Source organism: Halarcobacter sp. (genome assembly GCF_963675975.1).
GTDB lineage: Bacteria > Campylobacterota > Campylobacteria > Campylobacterales > Arcobacteraceae > Halarcobacter.
The window spans coordinates 2631107-2647224 of sequence record NZ_OY780939.1 but is presented as its reverse complement, the minus strand read 5'-3'; the positions used below and the strand labels follow the sequence as shown (position 1 = coordinate 2647224).

At 27.3% G+C, this 16118-nt stretch carries 18 protein-coding genes; 10 read left to right on the top strand and 8 right to left on the bottom strand.

Annotated features, from left to right (window positions below; translation table 11 throughout):
* The first annotated feature begins 8 nt into the window (after positions 1-8).
* From ACKU3H_RS13065 to ACKU3H_RS13045, 5 genes are all read left to right on the top strand, one after another.
* The gene (locus ACKU3H_RS13065; protein WP_320034307.1) at positions 9-575 is read left to right on the top strand and encodes a hypothetical protein; all 567 of its coding nucleotides are present in this window, start codon (positions 9-11) and stop codon (positions 573-575) included.
* Between the two features lie 43 nt (positions 576-618).
* Positions 619-1101 carry a transcription elongation factor GreA gene (gene greA, locus ACKU3H_RS13060; RefSeq protein ID WP_320034306.1) on the top strand — a complete coding sequence of 161 codons (483 nt, stop codon included), beginning with the start codon at positions 619-621 and terminating at the stop codon, positions 1099-1101.
* Complete coding sequence (locus tag ACKU3H_RS13055; RefSeq protein ID WP_320034305.1) at positions 1094-2011, top strand: class I SAM-dependent methyltransferase; 918 nt, start codon at positions 1094-1096, stop codon at positions 2009-2011. The genes greA and ACKU3H_RS13055 overlap by 8 nt, the downstream gene beginning before the upstream one ends.
* Positions 2004-2219 carry a cysteine-rich CWC family protein gene (locus tag ACKU3H_RS13050; protein WP_320034304.1) on the top strand — a complete coding sequence of 72 codons (216 nt, stop codon included), beginning with the start codon at positions 2004-2006 and terminating at the stop codon, positions 2217-2219. Before ACKU3H_RS13055 ends, ACKU3H_RS13050 begins: the two co-directional genes overlap by 8 nt.
* Before the next feature lie 90 nt (positions 2220-2309).
* Positions 2310-3548 carry an OFA family MFS transporter gene (locus tag ACKU3H_RS13045; RefSeq protein WP_320034303.1) on the top strand — a complete coding sequence of 413 codons (1239 nt, stop codon included), beginning with the start codon at positions 2310-2312 and terminating at the stop codon, positions 3546-3548.
* A gap of 11 nt (positions 3549-3559) precedes the next feature.
* On the opposite strand, the gene ACKU3H_RS13040 is transcribed toward ACKU3H_RS13045, so the two are convergent.
* Together ACKU3H_RS13040 and ACKU3H_RS13035 are read right to left on the bottom strand one after the other, a co-directional pair.
* A complete protein-coding gene (locus ACKU3H_RS13040; RefSeq protein ID WP_320034302.1) occupies positions 3560-4249 on the bottom strand; it encodes an SDR family NAD(P)-dependent oxidoreductase in 690 nt (229 codons plus the stop codon).
* Positions 4249-4770 (bottom strand): hypothetical protein, encoded by a 522-nt coding sequence (locus tag ACKU3H_RS13035; protein WP_320034301.1) that lies wholly within the window; start codon positions 4768-4770, stop codon positions 4249-4251. Before ACKU3H_RS13035 ends, ACKU3H_RS13040 begins: the two co-directional genes overlap by 1 nt.
* A gap of 122 nt (positions 4771-4892) precedes the next feature.
* Here ACKU3H_RS13035 and ACKU3H_RS13030 point away from each other — a divergent pair, with 122 nt between their 5' ends.
* A complete protein-coding gene (locus ACKU3H_RS13030) occupies positions 4893-6014 on the top strand; it encodes a hypothetical protein (protein ID WP_320034300.1) in 1122 nt (373 codons plus the stop codon).
* Here ACKU3H_RS13030 and ACKU3H_RS13025 read toward each other — a convergent pair.
* Positions 6011-7807, bottom strand: coding sequence for a L,D-transpeptidase family protein (locus ACKU3H_RS13025; RefSeq protein ID WP_320034299.1), 1797 nt, complete (start codon positions 7805-7807; stop codon positions 6011-6013). The two genes, ACKU3H_RS13030 and ACKU3H_RS13025, sit on opposite strands and share 4 nt — an antisense overlap.
* Before the next feature lie 169 nt (positions 7808-7976).
* Here ACKU3H_RS13025 and ACKU3H_RS13020 point away from each other — a divergent pair, with 169 nt between their 5' ends.
* The 4 genes from ACKU3H_RS13020 to proX all read left to right on the top strand — a co-directional run bounded on the left by ACKU3H_RS13020 (position 7977) and on the right by proX (position 12021).
* Entirely contained in the window at positions 7977-8621 is a 645-nt protein-coding gene (locus tag ACKU3H_RS13020) for a hydrogenase-4 component G (protein ID WP_320034298.1), read from the top strand.
* 199 nt (positions 8622-8820) lie between these two features.
* Positions 8821-10032, top strand: coding sequence for a glycine betaine/L-proline ABC transporter ATP-binding protein ProV (gene proV, locus ACKU3H_RS13015; RefSeq protein WP_324292199.1), 1212 nt, complete (start codon positions 8821-8823; stop codon positions 10030-10032).
* Positions 10025-11047, top strand: a complete 1023-nt coding sequence (gene proW / locus ACKU3H_RS13010; protein ID WP_320034297.1) for a glycine betaine/L-proline ABC transporter permease ProW — start codon at positions 10025-10027, stop codon at positions 11045-11047. The genes proV and proW overlap by 8 nt, the downstream gene beginning before the upstream one ends.
* Positions 11048-11049: 2 nt before the next feature.
* The gene (gene proX / locus ACKU3H_RS13005; protein WP_320034296.1) at positions 11050-12021 is read left to right on the top strand and encodes a glycine betaine/L-proline ABC transporter substrate-binding protein ProX; all 972 of its coding nucleotides are present in this window, start codon (positions 11050-11052) and stop codon (positions 12019-12021) included.
* Positions 12022-12055: 34 nt separating this feature from the next.
* On the opposite strand, the gene ACKU3H_RS13000 is transcribed toward proX, so the two are convergent.
* The 5 genes from ACKU3H_RS13000 to ectA all read right to left on the bottom strand — a co-directional run bounded on the left by ACKU3H_RS13000 (position 12056) and on the right by ectA (position 15974).
* Complete coding sequence (locus ACKU3H_RS13000) at positions 12056-13426, bottom strand: aspartate kinase (RefSeq protein ID WP_320034295.1); 1371 nt, start codon at positions 13424-13426, stop codon at positions 12056-12058.
* A gap of 62 nt (positions 13427-13488) precedes the next feature.
* Complete coding sequence (locus ACKU3H_RS12995) at positions 13489-13791, bottom strand: hypothetical protein (protein WP_320034294.1); 303 nt, start codon at positions 13789-13791, stop codon at positions 13489-13491.
* Between the two features lie 3 nt (positions 13792-13794).
* Positions 13795-14187 carry an ectoine synthase gene (locus ACKU3H_RS12990; RefSeq protein ID WP_320034293.1) on the bottom strand — a complete coding sequence of 131 codons (393 nt, stop codon included), beginning with the start codon at positions 14185-14187 and terminating at the stop codon, positions 13795-13797.
* A gap of 3 nt (positions 14188-14190) precedes the next feature.
* Complete coding sequence (gene ectB, locus ACKU3H_RS12985; protein ID WP_320034292.1) at positions 14191-15471, bottom strand: diaminobutyrate--2-oxoglutarate transaminase; 1281 nt, start codon at positions 15469-15471, stop codon at positions 14191-14193.
* On the bottom strand, positions 15471-15974 hold the full coding sequence (gene ectA / locus ACKU3H_RS12980; RefSeq protein WP_320034291.1) for a diaminobutyrate acetyltransferase: 504 nt from the start codon (positions 15972-15974) through the stop codon (positions 15471-15473). Before ectA ends, ectB begins: the two co-directional genes overlap by 1 nt.
* Positions 15975-16118 lie beyond the last annotated feature (144 nt).

Genomic DNA, 16118 nt, shown 5'->3' with positions numbered 1-16118 from the left:
GAAATAAAATGGCAACTCCTATTGAGTTTATTAAAGAGAATGAATTAGCGTGGCAACCTTCTTTTCAAGGTGATTTAAGTGATGGTACTTATGGATATAGAGGGGCTTTAATTATTGAACCTGGTAAACAAATCTCTCCAGATAGAAAATTACCTCCAAAAATTCAAGCGAAGCAAGTTATTATGATAACTGAGGGTGAAACAATCAAATTTTTTGCTGCTGAATTAGAAAGCTTTCATGCATTAGCTCCAATGATGGAAAAATACAAAGGTTTCTTCGTAGCTGGTGGTTTATATTTATTATATGTTACTGACTTAGAAAAAGCGGGTACTTTTGAGTATGAAGGTGTAAAATTCACTGCAATTCCACTTGATGAGAGTTCTGTATGGAATGAGCTATTAGATTTAGCTGATTTAGATAAAAGTGATATGAAAGCACTTAAAAAACAAGAAGAAAAAATCGAAGCTGTATATGATGAATTATCTTCTAGTGATATAGAAGAGGAATCAAAAACTTATGAAGAGATGTTAACTTTTGTAGGAGAAAGTTCTAAACAACTTATGGGAGCAGTTTAATAGTTTAATATTAAACTAGCAGTAATTAAACTATAATTCCACTATGGAAAATAGTTTAATTACAGAATATGGATATAAAAACTTTGTTAAAGAGTTTAAAAATCTTGCCCAAATTGAAAAACCTTATTGGGTAAAAGAGAAAGAGATAGCTGCACAACATGGTGACAGAAGTGAAAATGCAGAATATATCTCAGCTAAAGAACAGATTCGAAATATTGATAAAAGACTTAGATTTTTAGAAAAAATTATCAATAATACAAAAGTAATAGAAACTACAAAAATCCCCCATGATAAAGTTAATTTTGGTTCAAAAGTTATTCTAGAAAATTTAGATACAGAACAAACAAAAGAGTATATTATTGTTGGTACTTTTGAAACAAATCCTTCAAACAATTTTATATCAAATATTTCACCCCTTGGTAGAGTATTGCTTGGGAAAAAAGTTGGTGATGAGTTTGAGTTTGAAATCAACAATGAAACAGTAGAATATGAAGTTTTAAAAGTAGAGATGTACAATTTTGAATAAAATAGAAAAATTAAATCAAATAATAGAAAAAAATTTAGAATATAAAACAAAAGAGTTTAAAAGAGTTTTTCATGGAAGAGGGAACTTTTATAACTTTTATGAATCACTTACTGTAGATAGTATCGACACTATTCTTCTTATATGTTTTTATAAAGAGTATGAAGATGAAAAAGAGCTAATTGAACTTTTTAATAATATATTTAAAGCATACAATTTCAAAACTTTAGTAATCCAAAAACGCTATTTAGATAAACAACCCCATGAAATATTACAAGGGAAATTAGAAGAAAAAAACTATATTTATGAAAATGGTTTAAAGTTTAGCATCAATTTTGATAATAGAAATTTAGGGCTTTTCCCTGATATGAAAATAGGTAGAGAGTATATAAAAGAGATATCAAAAGATAAAAATGTATTAAATCTTTTTTCTTATACTTGTGCTTTTTCTGTATATGCTCTTGCTGGTGGTGCAAAACAAGTTGTAAATGTTGATATGGCAAAAGGTGCTTTATCAACAGGAAGAGAAAACCATCATCTAAATAATTTGGATACAAAAAAAGTAAAGTTTTTACCTTTTAATATTTTAAAATCATGGAGCAAAATAAAAAAATTTGCACCATATGATGTGATAATAATTGACCCACCTTCTTTTCAAAAAGGAAGTTTTGCTGCAACTAAAGATTATGAGAAGATAATTAGAAGGTTAAATGAGTTAGCAAGTGATGATTGTGTTGTATTATCTTGTTTAAATGCTCCTGAACTTGATACAACTTTTATAAAAAATATATTTGAAGAAAATGCTTTGGATTTTAAATTTGTAAAAAGATTAGATAATCTGGAAAATTTCCCTTCAAATGATGATGAAAAGAGTTTAAAAAATTTGATATTTAAAAAGGAAAATAATGGTTGATTCAAGAGTTTGTCCTTTTTGTAAAGAAGAAAATAAATGTGAAGCTCATATCCCAAATAATGACTGCTGGTGTAATCATATTAAGGTTCCCCTTGAGTTAAGAGAGTTAATACCCACTGAGTTTAGGATGAAAGCATGTATTTGTAAAAATTGTGTAATGCTTTTTAAAGAAGATAAAGAATTGTTTTTAAAAAAATACTCTAAATAATCTTGAGTATAATTTTTAAATTTTCTTTTTTAGCTGATTATTATTAAAATTTAATAAAATCGCGAATTAATTTATATTGTAGGATTGTAGATGATTGAGAAAAATCGTTGGTTGATGGCTTTAGCTGCTGTTGGTGTACATATTTGTATTGGTTCTGTTTATGCATGGAGTGTATATGTTAAACCTATTCAAGAACAATTATCTTGGAGTTTAACTGATGTAACTATCTCTTTTAGTATTGCAATATTCTTTTTAGGATTATCTGCTGCACTTATGGGGAAATTTGTTGAAAAAAATGGACCAAGAGTTGCTGCTTTAATAGCTGCTTCACTTTTTGGTTTAGGAACAATTGGTTCAGGTCTTGCAATAATGATGGAATCAAAACTTCTTTTATACTTTTTTTATGGAGTATTAGGTGGTTGTGGATTAGGAATAGGATATATTTCTCCTGTATCAACACTTGTTAGATGGTTTCCTGATAAAAGAGGTATGGCTACTGGTTTGGCTATTATGGGATTTGGTTTTGCATCTGCAATTTGGGGACCTACAATCAAAATCCTAATCGAAAAAGTTGGGATTGCAAGTACCTTTTTTATCTTAGGTATTATCTATTTTGTAGTAATGTTTTTATCTGCTTTATATCTTCAAAAACCAGAAGAGGGTTATATGCCTAAAAAGTTTAAGAAAAAAGTAGAAGAGGGTAAAAAGAAAATAAAAGAAGATTTAGCTAATTTAAGTCTAAAAGAAGCTATAAAAACACCAAGATTTTATGGACTTTGGATTATGTTATTTATTAATATCACTTGTGGTATCGCAATTATTGGTGTAGCATCTCCACTTTTACAAGAGGTTGTTGGTATTTCAGCTATTGCTGCAGCTGCAGCTGTTGGACTTATGGGAATATTTAATGGTGCAGGAAGAATTCTTTGGGCATCTATTTCTGATATTATAACTAGACCTGCTGTTTATGTAATCTTTTTTGCAACACAAATTGTAGCTTTTTATATGTTACCTTCAATTACTGAGATTGTATTATTTCAGTTTGTTTTATATTTTATTATGACTTGTTATGGGGGAGGATTTGCTTCAATCCCTGCATATATTGGTGATATTTTTGGAACAAAAGAGTTAGGTGCTATTCATGGATATATTTTAACAGCTTGGGCTGCAGCTGGACTTGTTGGACCTTTAATTATCTCTATTGTAAAAGATATGACAGGAAGTTATGCTCAAACATTATATGTATTTGCAGGATTTTTTATAATAGCATTAATTGTATCAATTCTAATGATTTTTAATATCAAAAAAATCAAAAAAGAGAATATATAAAAGCCTAGCTTTTATATATTTCTAACATCAATAAAAGAGCCACTTTCAAACTCATTGGCTCTTTTTACTACATTATCTAATCTCATAGCCGCATCAAGAGGTTGTTGAATCTCTCCACTTTTTAATATTTTTGCTGATGTAAAAATAGAATCATCCACATCAAATCTTATTACATCAGTCATAGGTGTTTCAATAACACCTGGAGCAACTGCTAAAATTTTTGTTTCTAACATCTCTTTAGAATATAGGTTTATTAGCATATTTAGTGTTGCTTTTGATAAAGAATATGCTCCCCAACCTTTAGAACCATTTTTAGCTGCCCCAGATGAGATAGCAATTATATTACTCACTTTTTGTTGTGATAAGATATCAAGAAGTTCTTTATTTGCAAATACATTAATATCCAAAGCCTTTTTTATATCATCTACTGCTTGATGTTTCATCTCTTTTATATCACCTAATATTCCAGCATTTAGATATACAATTTCAATTTCACCAATTTCATCTATAAATGGTGTAAGTTTAGTACCAATAGAATCTAATTTTGATAAATCAAATTCTTTGAAAATAAAGTTTTTATTATCTATATTTGGTTTATTTCTACTAATACCATAAACCGCAAAATCATTATCAAGATAGTATTGAGTTAAGGCTAAACCTAAACCTGAACTACAACCTGTAATTAGTATATTTTTTTTCATTATCGAAGCTCCCAATCATATTTTTTATCATCTTTAATTTTTGAAAAGTAAAGTTCTCCCGAATCTCTCCAAGCATCTAAAACAATACTTTCATCAAATTTGTTTCTATGTGTTGTTACTGCAAGACTTGTATGTTCAAAGTATTCCCCTGGACTAGAAACGATTTTGATTAGTTTAAAACTTTTATATTTTTTTGTATTTAAATATTTTAATAAATCATTTGCATAGTGGTAACATAAACCTCTGTCTTTTATTTTTAAATTAATAAGTAAATTATGAAAAAGTGCAGGCTTAACAACTTCATATTTTTGAGCTAAATATTTTGAATAAGTTACCGTATCAAAAGCAAGACTACGGGCTTCTTCTTTATCTATATACTCATTTAAGGAGTTAATTTCTGAAGTAAGCATATCAATTTTTGTTTTTGTTATATTTATATTAGATATATTTGTTTGTGTATTTTTTACACTACAACCTAAAAAAAACGTTAGAGATATGATTAATATAATATAATGTTTCATTTTTGACTATAGATTCCTTTAATATACATTATATTTTTATTTGTTTAAATTATACTTTACAAATAGCAATACTTTAGATATAATCAGTAAACTAGGGATGTAAAGAAGAAAGTTTTAACAAATTGCAACATTTAAAAATAACAGACGAAATAAAAAATTTAGACATATCAAATATTGAAGAGAATCTTTTTTTCTATAAGTATTCATCAAAAAATATAAAACCACTTTTAAAATCTGGAACACACGATATATCAGTAGAAAATATGGCTGCATATAACAGTTTCAAGGGTGAAGTTTATGAAAATATTATTTATGAATTTTTATTAGATTATGCCTCAAAAAATGACTCAATTACTCAATTTGTACTAAAAGGACCACACCAAAATAAAATTGATAAATTTTATAAAACAGGTTTGATGATAGATAGAAGTTTACAAATTGTTTACAAATCAAATTATAAAGATATTAGTGAGTTTGATGCTCTATTTTTTACCGAAGATGCTTTATATTTTGTTGAGATGAGTACATCCAAAAAAACAGTAAGTTTAAATAAAAGATTAGATAAGAAGTATGCACTTTTAAAAGTGCTTTTTCCAAACATCCATATTAGAGCCCTTATAGTTCTGACAGAAGGTACTGTAGGTTTAAAAAGATTTCCATCTTTTTGTACTATTTGGATTACAAAAGATTTAGAAGATGATGAATTATTAAAAAAGTTAGTTTTTAATAGAAAGAAAAATGGTTTTGTAACTAAGTATAAAGATAAAAAATATATTGAAGCTTATACAATAGAACATTCAAAGTTTATCTATTTTCAAACTTTAGAATGGATTTTGAAAAGATGCAGAGTAAAAAATCAAAACTTTATTAATATAAATTTTTTCAAAAATAAAAAGCTATCTTTATATTTTGATATTTATACTAAACTTTATATAGGTTTTATGGATGTTGATGAATTTTTATCTCTTGTACCTTCATATAGTGATTATATAGAAAGTATTTTTATTACAATTGAGAAAATAAATTCAAAAGAGTTTGATATTGTTTATTATGTTAAAAATCAAAATGGAAAACTAAGACGTGTTAGACTTACTAAAAAAGAGATATCTATAAAAGAAAAAGAGCTTGATGGCTTTACAAATGCAGAAGTTAGGTTTATGAAATATTTAAAAGAGGAAAAATACTATTTAAATAAAAATCAAGTCTCTGCTATTAAAGAAAAAATAGAAGTATTAAAACCTTAATAAATTTCTTGATTATATAGAATTCTTTCTTGTATTTTATCTAAATTATATATATCATTTCTAAATTGAATTATCCCATTATCATCAATCCATGAGGTTAAATATACAATATGCACGGGTATTTTTTTATCTAATTCAATATCAACTCTATCTTTTTCTTTTAATATCTCTTCTGATTTATTTAAATCTATTTTTGTTTCTTCTTCGGCAATTGCTTTTAATAGCTCTTTTGGTTTTGATAATCTAATGCAACCATGGGAAAAGGCTCTATTTGTTTCATTAAAAAGGTTTTTATATGGTGTGTCATGTAGATATACAGAGTATCTATTTGGAAATAAAAATTTAATTCTTCCGAGGGGATTTTTATCTCCAGGGATTTGTATAAATCTCATTGGTGCATATTCGTCATCTGCCATAATTTCATTATTTAAGAAAATGCTCCAATCTATTCCAGAATTTTCATAAATAGTTGAATCATGATCCCAGTTTTCATGTATATTTATATCTTCTTCTTGGAGATAATTAGGGTTTTGTACTAGATTTGGGATAATCTCTTTTTGCACTATACTTTGAGGTATTCTCCAATATGGATTTAAGATTATTTCTGACAATCTATGGCTAAAAACAGGAGTAGGATGTTTTTTATCTCCTACAATTACTTCCATTTCCAAAATTTTATTATTATCTGAGTACATTTTCATACTAAAGTCTGCGATATTTACAATTATATATTTTTCTCCAAGATCTCTTGGCATCCATCTCATTCTTTCAAGATTCATTCTCATAGTATTAATTTGTTCTTGTATAGGTTTGTTTAGTGCATTGATAGTTTTTTTACCAATAATTCCATCTGACTCTAAACCATTATGTTTTTGGAATTTTTTTATATTTAGATAAAGTGTTTCATCAAAAAGCTTTTCACAATCATCATTTAAATCAGAAGTTAAATTAATAGATGAAGTGTTTTTATCAATTTTTACTACCTCAAGATTTTCTTCATTTTTACAGTCAAAATTTATGTTTATATAATCATCTTCTTGTAATCTTTTTTTTAAAAGAGCAATCTCTGGATAATAGTTTCCTTTTTTTAATGTTCTTTTTAAATTTGGAATTTTTGTATAACCACCATCTTTTAACAGTTTTTCAAGTTGTAATATTTTATTTGATAAAATTTTTGCTTTTGGAAATGTATAGTCAACTTTAGAAAATGCCACATTTATATCATCATTTTTAACAGCTTCATATAATAGCTTTCTAATATTTTTTCTTGGAAAATATTTTTCCCAATAATATATAATCTCTTCTTCATCTTTAATCTTTTCAAGTTCAGCTTGGAATTTTTCCCAATCAATTGCACCTCTTGATAAAAGTAACATATATTTATGATAAACAGATATTAGTTTGTTATCTAATTTTATTAGATTTTCACTTGTAGGATTTAGTTCTGTTTCATCTATTAAACTGCTTATATTAGTTATATCAAAGTATGAATTTAATTGAGGTTTTAACACTTGATCGTTTTTAATTGAATCAATCAATGTATAAGCTATAGGTTTTATACTAAATAAATCTACAAAAAAAGGATTATAGTCATGATTTTTATAATATTTTTTAAGAAGATACTCACTGATAAACAATTTATTTTTGTGTTTAAGTGATTTTTTTATTGTATTTATTTGCTCAAATTTTGTATCTATTCTTTCACTTAAGTCAATTTTAACTAAATTTAAATCAATAGTATCATTGGCATTGATATAAATAAATACAAAAAATAAAATAAAAAATCTTTGCATATAATAAAAATCCTAATTTTTTATGATTATATAAAAAAATAATAACAATTTGCTAAAAATATTTAAAAAATGTAAAAAAAATGTATTTAACTTAAATAAAGATTAAAATTAAGATAAAATTAAGAAATGTATTAATATAATTAGTAAATAAATTTAGAAAGGAATTGCTATGAGTACGGTAAATACAGAAAACTATTACAATGCCTACAAAGCTAGTGATTTGATTAATAATGAATTTTCTAATGATAAATCTAAAAATAATAATGTTTTAGATGAAAATAAAACAATGGCTGAAAACAAAATACATAGTTCTGCTGTTCAAGTTTCAATATCTATGGAGAGTTTAAAAGTATATTTAAATATAAAAAGTGCAGAGTTTAGTCAAACAAATACAAATGCGCAAAGTGCATTGTTAAATATGATTAACAATAGTGACATATATGATTTTTTATCAGGAAAAGATTTAGAAAATGGTTTTAGTCTTTCATCTATTGGATATGAAGGAAAACCAATTACTGAATTAAATCCAGAAGAAGCAAAAGAATTAGTGGAAGATGAAGGATTTTTTAGTATTAATGAAACTTCTGACAGAGTTAGCTCTTTTGTTATTGGATTAGCTGGAAATGATCTTGAAGCTTTAAAAGAAGCAAGAGCTGGTGTAGTAACTGGTTTTGAAGAAGCTGAAAAAATGTGGGGTGGAGAATTACCTGAAATTTCATATAAAACACAAGAAAGAACTCTTAGTTTAATTGATAAAAAAATTGACGAACTATCACAAACTGACCTAGAAAAAAAAGTAGAAGAAGATAAGTAAAACTTCTCTACTCTCTTACAATAAAATAAATCATAACTTAAATAATTAATAACTATCTGTATAAAACAATACAAAAATATACATTTAATATACAGTTTATCAACATTTGTACAGTTTTCTTTTATATTCTATTAAGTTAAATTTGTACATAATAGTTGATACAAAATTACATATTAAGTGTAAAAAAATTTAAATGGAGTTGCAAATTAATTCTGAAAAAAATAAAAAATTAATTGTTAAGAATGTTTTTAAAGTTTTTGGTGATGAACCCAAGAAAGCTTTAAAAATGCTAGACAGTGGAAAAAGTAAAGATGAAATCTTTAAAAAAACTGGTATGACTATTGGTGTTCAAGATGCTAGTTTTGAAATATATGAAGGTGAAATCTTTGTTATAATGGGACTTTCAGGTTCAGGAAAGTCAACATTAGTTAGGTTACTGAATCGTCTTATAGAGCCAACTTCTGGCAAAATTTACATTGATGAAACGGATGTTACAAATTTAAGTGATAAAGAGCTTATAGATATTAGACGAAAAAAGATATCTATGGTTTTTCAATCTTTTGCATTGATGCCCCATATGAATATTCTAGATAATGTATCTTTTGGTTTAGAGTTAAGTGGGGTTGATAAAGAGAGTAGATATGAAGCTGCACAAGCTGCATTGGAGCAAGTGGGATTAAAAAATCACGGCTTATCTTATCCTGATGAGTTAAGTGGAGGTATGCAACAAAGAGTAGGTCTTGCAAGAGCTTTAGCAAATAATCCAGATATTATGCTAATGGATGAAGCTTTTTCAGCACTTGATCCTCTTATTAGAACTGAAATGCAAGATGAACTTTTAGAGTTGCAAAGTAATTCAAAAAGAACTATTGTTTTTATCTCCCATGATTTAGACGAAGCTATTAGAATAGGTGATAGAATAGCTATTATGCAAAATGGAGAGATTTCTCAAATAGGAACACCTGAGGATATTATCAATAATCCTGCTAATGATTATATTAAGTCATTTTTTAAAGGTGTTGATGTGACATCTGTTCTAAATGCTTCACATATAGCTAAAAAAGTTCGTTCTACAATTGTAAATAAAGAAGGAACAGGTGTAAAAACTGCTTTACAATATATTTCTGATTTTGATGATGATTATGCATATTTTGTTGAAAAAAGTGGTAAATATATTGGATTGTTAACTTTAGATTCTTTAAAAGAGCAAAAAAAATTAGGTGGTACTATTCATGATGCTATAATCGATGAAAAGCCAATTGATGAGAACTTACAAATTTCCGAGTTTATTACAGATATTGCTGAACATGTATATCCTACAGCAGTTATTGATGAAAAAGGTAAATATAAAGGAACAATCTCTAAAAGTAGATTATTAAAAGTATTTGATGAAGGAGTAGAACATGAGTAGTGATCCATGGGGAAATGCTTCTACAGCACAAGAAAATAAAGAATCATCTGTAGATTGGTCAAATACAACACCTGCAGATGTGGATGATTCAAAGAGTTTTGATATTTTTCATCCCTTTGATGATTCAATTATTCCATTTGACCAATGGACAAATGATGGTATTGATTGGTTAGTGACAAATTTTAGAGATCTGTTTTTAGCTGCAAAAGCACCTATTGATATAGTATTAACATCTATTCAAGATTTCTTGTTATATTTGTCTCCTTATGTAGTAATTATATTTTTTGTTTTGATGGCATTACAATTTTCAACAAAAAAATTAGCAGTAGGAACTTTTGTTTCATTCCTAATTATAGGATTTATTGGTGCTTGGGAAGAGTCTATGATTACATTAGCCTTAGTAATTACAGCAGTTCTCTTTTCTATTATAATAGGATTACCTCTTGGAATCTGGACTGCAAAAAGTGATAGAGCTGATAAAATAATTAGACCAATATTAGATGCAATGCAGACAACACCAGCCTTTGTATATCTTATTCCAATTGTAATGTTATTTGGAATTGGAAATGTTCCTGGGGTTATTGTAACTATTATTTTTGCTTTACCCCCATTGATTAGACTTACAAACCTTGGAATTCGACAAGTTCCTGAAGATTTGATTGAAGCTTCTAGATCTTTTGGAGCTAGTTCTAGACAGATGTTATGGAAGGTTCAGATTCCTGTTGCTATGCCTACAATTATGGCGGGTATAAATCAAACTCTTATGTTAGCTTTGTCTATGGTTGTTATTGCCTCAATGATTGCTGTTGGAGGTTTAGGTCAAATGGTACTAAGAGGTATTGGACGACTTGATATTGGTCTTGCAGCCGTTGGTGGTTTAGGTATTGTTCTTTTAGCTGTAATTTTAGATAGATTAACTCAGGCTATGGGACAAAAAGAAAAAAGTATTAAAAACAAATGGTATGAAAAAGGACCAGTTGGATTAATTTATAAAACATTAAAAAAGGAGAAATAATAATGTTAAATAAAAAATTTATTATTGGTGCTTTAGCATCGATACTTGTATCAACTTCACTATTTGCTACAAAAATTACTGCAGTTAAAACTTCAATTGCAGAAGAATCGTTTCAAATGAAGATTGTTGTACAACTATTAGAAAAGATGGGGTATGAAGTAGAGACTACAAATGATGTATCTTATGATATTGCATATCAAACTATTGCAAACAATGCAAAAAGTGATGATGTATATTTTATGGCAGCAGGTTGGGATCCACTACATAATGGAAAAATTGAAGCTTTAGGAAAAGATAAATTTGCTAAATTTTCTGAATATATTTCAGGTTGTGCCCAAGGTTATCTAATAGATAAAAAAACTGCAGATAAATATAATATTAAATATATTAATGATTTAAAAGATCCAAAAATTGCAAAACTTTTTGATCTTAACAATGATGGAAAAGCAGACTTAACAGGTTGTAATGCAGGTTGGGGATGTGAAAAAGTTATAGAGCATCAATTAGACGCGTTTGATTTAAGAGGTACAATTCAACATAATCAAGGTGAGTATTCAGCTCTTATTGCTGATACAATTGCAAACTATAAAACGGGTAAACCAATTTTATATTATACTTGGACTCCATATTGGGTAAGTGGGAAATTAATTCCTGGTAAAGATGTAGTATTTTTACAAGTTACACACTCAGCTAACCCAAATCAGTCATCTACAAAATTGTCAAATGGTGCAGATTATGGTTTTGCTGTAAATTCACAAAAAATTGTTGCAAATGCAAGTGTAAAAAAATATAAAGACATTTCAAAACTTTTTGATATAGTTAAACTTGACGTAAATGATGTAAGTGGTCAAAATATGCTTATGACAAATGGTCAGAAAAAAGAAAAAGATATTGATAGACACGTTAAAATGTGGATTGAAAAAAATCAAGATAAAGTAAATTCTTGGATAAAAGAAGCAAAAGCTGCTAAATAGATTTAAGAAGAGATAATCTCTTCTTAAATTAAATTTATTTCCCTTTTATAAGCTTTTTATGAAGTGTTTTTAATGCTGCATCAGCAATATTTTGTGACACACCAATATGAAAAGATATTTTTGAAGGACTCATATCAAACATCTCAAATGTAATATTGTTATCTTTAAGTGCAGTAATTGCATCTACAAGAGCAAAGGCATTCTCTTTTAATCCAATACCCACAAGAGTAATTATAGATAAGTTATATGTTACAGTTATTCTATTTGTTTTTAATCTTTTTTCAATTTGTCTTCTTAGATTGTTTATATTACCTTTTAAGTCTTCTTGGTCAACTAAAATAGCAATATCATCTTTATCTGTAGGATAATGATAAGTATTTACATGATACTCTTCAAATATTCTTAATAACTCTGCTGTAAATCCAATCTCATCGCCTAACATATTTTTTTGTATATGAATAGAAGCCATATTATCTAGCTTAGCGATACCTACAAGGTCTTCCATAGGTACTCTTTCATTTAAAATCATAGTACCTTTATCTAAAGGATTGTTTGTATTTCTAATATTGATTGGTATTTTACTTTTTTTACAGTTTAACATTGCATTAAAGTGAAATACATTAAAACCTTTTGAACTTAATAATCTAATCTCTTTGAAAGTAAGTCTAGGAATCACATTTGCATCATTTATTATACGTGGGTCAACTTCATATACACCATTTGTATCTGTCCAGTTTTCGTATAAGTCTGCATCTAATGCATAAGCTATCTCTCCACCTGTTAAGTCAGAACCACCTCTACTCATAACAGCTATTTCATTGTTTTTTGTAACTCCATAAAAACCAGGGACAATATATATTTCATCTTCTTTAAATGAGAAACTACTTTCAATATTTTTATATGATTCTCTCTCTATTCTTCCATCGCAGAAGTTTTCATTTAAAATAAATTTAAAATCTTCTGGAAGTTTTAGTTTAGAGTTTAATCCACTAATTTTAAAATATTCATTAATTATTTTTGCATTATAGTGTTCCCCACGTGATAAGAAAAATGCTTCTTTTTTAACTCCAGATAAATTTTTATTATCTAAATCAGCTTTTAAATCTTTCAATATACTAGTTTTTTCTATTTTTAAATCATCACAAAGTTTTTTAAATTTATTAATAATTACATCATAACTTTGTTTAGGATTGATATGAACTTTTTGTTCAAAAAAATGGTTACCATTTGTTGCTAGATTTAAAAGGTGATCTGTAATCTTTTCATCATAAGTTTCATCTCTTCCTGGAGCTGATACTACAACAACTCTTCTTTTTTTATCATCTTTTACAATATTAAAAACTTTTTTAATCTGGGATGGGTCTTTTACTGAACTACCTCCAAATTTACAAACTTTAATATCCATTATTTTTCCTTTTTATTTTTTGAATGTTTTTATTTTTGATTGATTTATAACTTTTATAAGTTTTATATGTAGATTTTTTTAAAAAGTTTGTCATTTTTATATATATACATCTCTTTAGTATTTATTGCAATTTTATCTATTATATGAACATCTATTTTTTTCCTATTTTTAAAAAAAAGTTCAGATGTTTTTTTTGCAATTTTAATTGAAGAGTCATCACTTAATTCCAATATAAGTGAATTGTCATTTAAAACAACTTTTTGATTGATAATTTTGAATCTTCTAAAAGAGTGGATATATTTGATAAATTCAAATTTATCCTCTCTTGTAGTTAATAAATAATTAGCTATATAAATATACTTCATATTCTAATCTTCTAAAGGGTATACTCCATTTTCATCATGGTTCTCAGTTCCTTTAATTGGAGGATTGAATACACAAATTAATCTCATATCTTCACTTCCACCATATAAATTATGGTCATCATGTTCATTTAGTGCATACATAACACCATCATAAATATCATGAACTTTTCCAGTTTTTAAATCTTCTATCTTCCCATTACCAGCTACACAATAAACAGCTTCTAAATGGTTTTGGTAGTGAATATGTGTTTTAGTATTTGCTTTTATTATAGTTTCATGGAAAGAAAATCCCATATTATCATCTTTTAAAAGCATTCTTCTACTACTCCATTGACCTTCATGTGCATGTACTTCTTTTTGCGAACCTATAATATCTTTTATATCTCTTACTATCATCTTTTAAAACTCCTCTGTTAATTTTTCTTTTTTATCTTTTAGTAATTTTTCAATTGCTGTTTCAAATCTATTTAAACCTTCAACCAATGTATCTTCATCAATAATTAGCGGAGGTAAAAATTTTACAATTTGATCTTCACTTCCGCATGTTTCAACAATTAGTTTTTCTTCAAATGAGTATTGAGATATATCTGAAGCTACTGAATTATCCCCTTTGATATCAAAACCATAGGCTAATCCTCTACCTCTTACTTCAACTTCTAAATCATCTTTGAATTTTTGTGCAATCTCTTCAAGTCTACTTTTTAGGATTTTCTCTTTATATTTTACTGCATTTGATAGATCATCATTGTTCCAATACTTCTCAATTGCAACTTTTGCAGCAACGAAAGCTAAATTGTTACCTCTAAATGTACCTGTATGTTCACCTGGCTTCCATTGGTCTAAATCAGATTTTAGTAATACAATAGCCATTGGAAGTCCCCCTCCAATAGATTTTGAAATTGTTACAATATCTGGATTGATACCTGCAAATTCAAATGAGAAAAACTCACCACTTCTACCATTTCCAACTTGAATATCATCAATAATTAATAAAATATCATATTCTCTACAAATTGATTCAAGCTCTTGAAGCCACTCTTTTGAAGCTACATTGATACCACCTTCACCTTGTATAGTTTCAACTATAACAGCAGCAGGAATATCAAGACCACTACTACTATCTTCTAAGAACTTTCTAAAGAAGGCCATAGTATTCATATCTCCAAAATATCCATCAAAAGGCATAAAACTAGCATTTGTTCTACTTATATAACTTTCGTCTCTGTAGTCATTATTTCCTGTTACAGAAGATGACCCTTGAGTTAGACCATGAAAACCATTTGTAAAAGATACAACATTACTTCGTCCTTTTACAAGTCTTGCAAGTTTAAGAGCAGTCTCTACTGCATTTGTACCTGTTGGTCCTGTAAATTGTATTTTATAATCTAAGTTTCTTGGTACTAAAATGGTGTCATTAAAAGTTTGAAGAAAATCTTTTTTAGCAGATGTAGCCATATCTAAACCATGTACAACTCCATCTTTTTTAATATAATCTATTAATGCTTCTTGAATATGTTCATTATTATGTCCATAGTTTAAAGTACCAGCTCCTGCAAAAAAGTCTATATACTCTTCACCTTGTTCATTTGTTAATGTAGCACCTTTAGAAGTCTCAAATATAGTAGGGAAACTTCTAATATATCCTCTTACTTCAGACTCTAAATTTTCAAATATTCTCATTATTTTTCCTTTTGTTTTTTAATTGGCCCAATCTCATATAAAGTTTCTTCTTCATGAGCATCAATGAAATCTTCTTTTTTGAAAAACTTTTTACTTTTCATTTGTGTATTTAACTTTTTAGCAAGTTTTTCAAACATTCTAATAGAAGATTTGTTATCAGGTGAAACTGTAGTATGTATATAGTTAACATCACTATTTACTTTTCTTTTTAAAGTATTAGTAATTAGTTTGTTAGCTAAACCTAAACCTCTAAAGTTTTCATCTATTGCAACTTGCCAAATAAATAGTGCATTTTCATTATTTGGAATTTTGTATCCAGATACAAAACCTACTACTTTATCATCACAAAGTGCGATTGAACAACACTCTTTGAAGTGAGTAGATTGTAATAAATATAGGTATTCGGAGTTTAAATCCAAATTACTACAACTCTTAACTAGCTGAAAGATTTTTTTTGAAAACTCTTTTTTCGGTTTTCTAATATATATCTTTTTGTCAGACAAAATTAATCCTTTTTCATTTTTTATGTTAAATAATTACACTGAATATGTAATTGTTTAACATATGTTGTGTGAAAATATAACGTAATAAACTTTACTAAAGCTTAAAGTAGTTGTAATTAAAATGTAATATTTTTGTTAAAAATG

Coding starts and splice junctions, on each gene's coding strand:
- ACKU3H_RS13065 (WP_320034307.1), top strand. CDS start 9: ATGGCAACTCCTATTGAGTTTATTAAAGAGAATGAATTAGCGTGGCAA.
- greA (WP_320034306.1), top strand. CDS start 619: ATGGAAAATAGTTTAATTACAGAATATGGATATAAAAACTTTGTTAAA.
- ACKU3H_RS13050 (WP_320034304.1), top strand. CDS start 2,004: ATGGTTGATTCAAGAGTTTGTCCTTTTTGTAAAGAAGAAAATAAATGT.
- ACKU3H_RS13045 (WP_320034303.1), top strand. CDS start 2,310: ATGATTGAGAAAAATCGTTGGTTGATGGCTTTAGCTGCTGTTGGTGTA.
- ACKU3H_RS13040 (WP_320034302.1), bottom strand. CDS start 4,249: ATGAAAAAAAATATACTAATTACAGGTTGTAGTTCAGGTTTAGGTTTA.
- ACKU3H_RS13035 (WP_320034301.1), bottom strand. CDS start 4,770: ATGAAACATTATATTATATTAATCATATCTCTAACGTTTTTTTTAGGT.
- ACKU3H_RS13025 (WP_320034299.1), bottom strand. CDS start 7,807: ATGCAAAGATTTTTTATTTTATTTTTTGTATTTATTTATATCAATGCC.
- ACKU3H_RS13020 (WP_320034298.1), top strand. CDS start 7,977: ATGAGTACGGTAAATACAGAAAACTATTACAATGCCTACAAAGCTAGT.
- proW (WP_320034297.1), top strand. CDS start 10,025: ATGAGTAGTGATCCATGGGGAAATGCTTCTACAGCACAAGAAAATAAA.
- proX (WP_320034296.1), top strand. CDS start 11,050: ATGTTAAATAAAAAATTTATTATTGGTGCTTTAGCATCGATACTTGTA.
- ACKU3H_RS13000 (WP_320034295.1), bottom strand. CDS start 13,426: ATGGATATTAAAGTTTGTAAATTTGGAGGTAGTTCAGTAAAAGACCCA.
- ACKU3H_RS12995 (WP_320034294.1), bottom strand. CDS start 13,791: ATGAAGTATATTTATATAGCTAATTATTTATTAACTACAAGAGAGGAT.
- ACKU3H_RS12990 (WP_320034293.1), bottom strand. CDS start 14,187: ATGATAGTAAGAGATATAAAAGATATTATAGGTTCGCAAAAAGAAGTA.
- ectB (WP_320034292.1), bottom strand. CDS start 15,471: ATGAGAATATTTGAAAATTTAGAGTCTGAAGTAAGAGGATATATTAGA.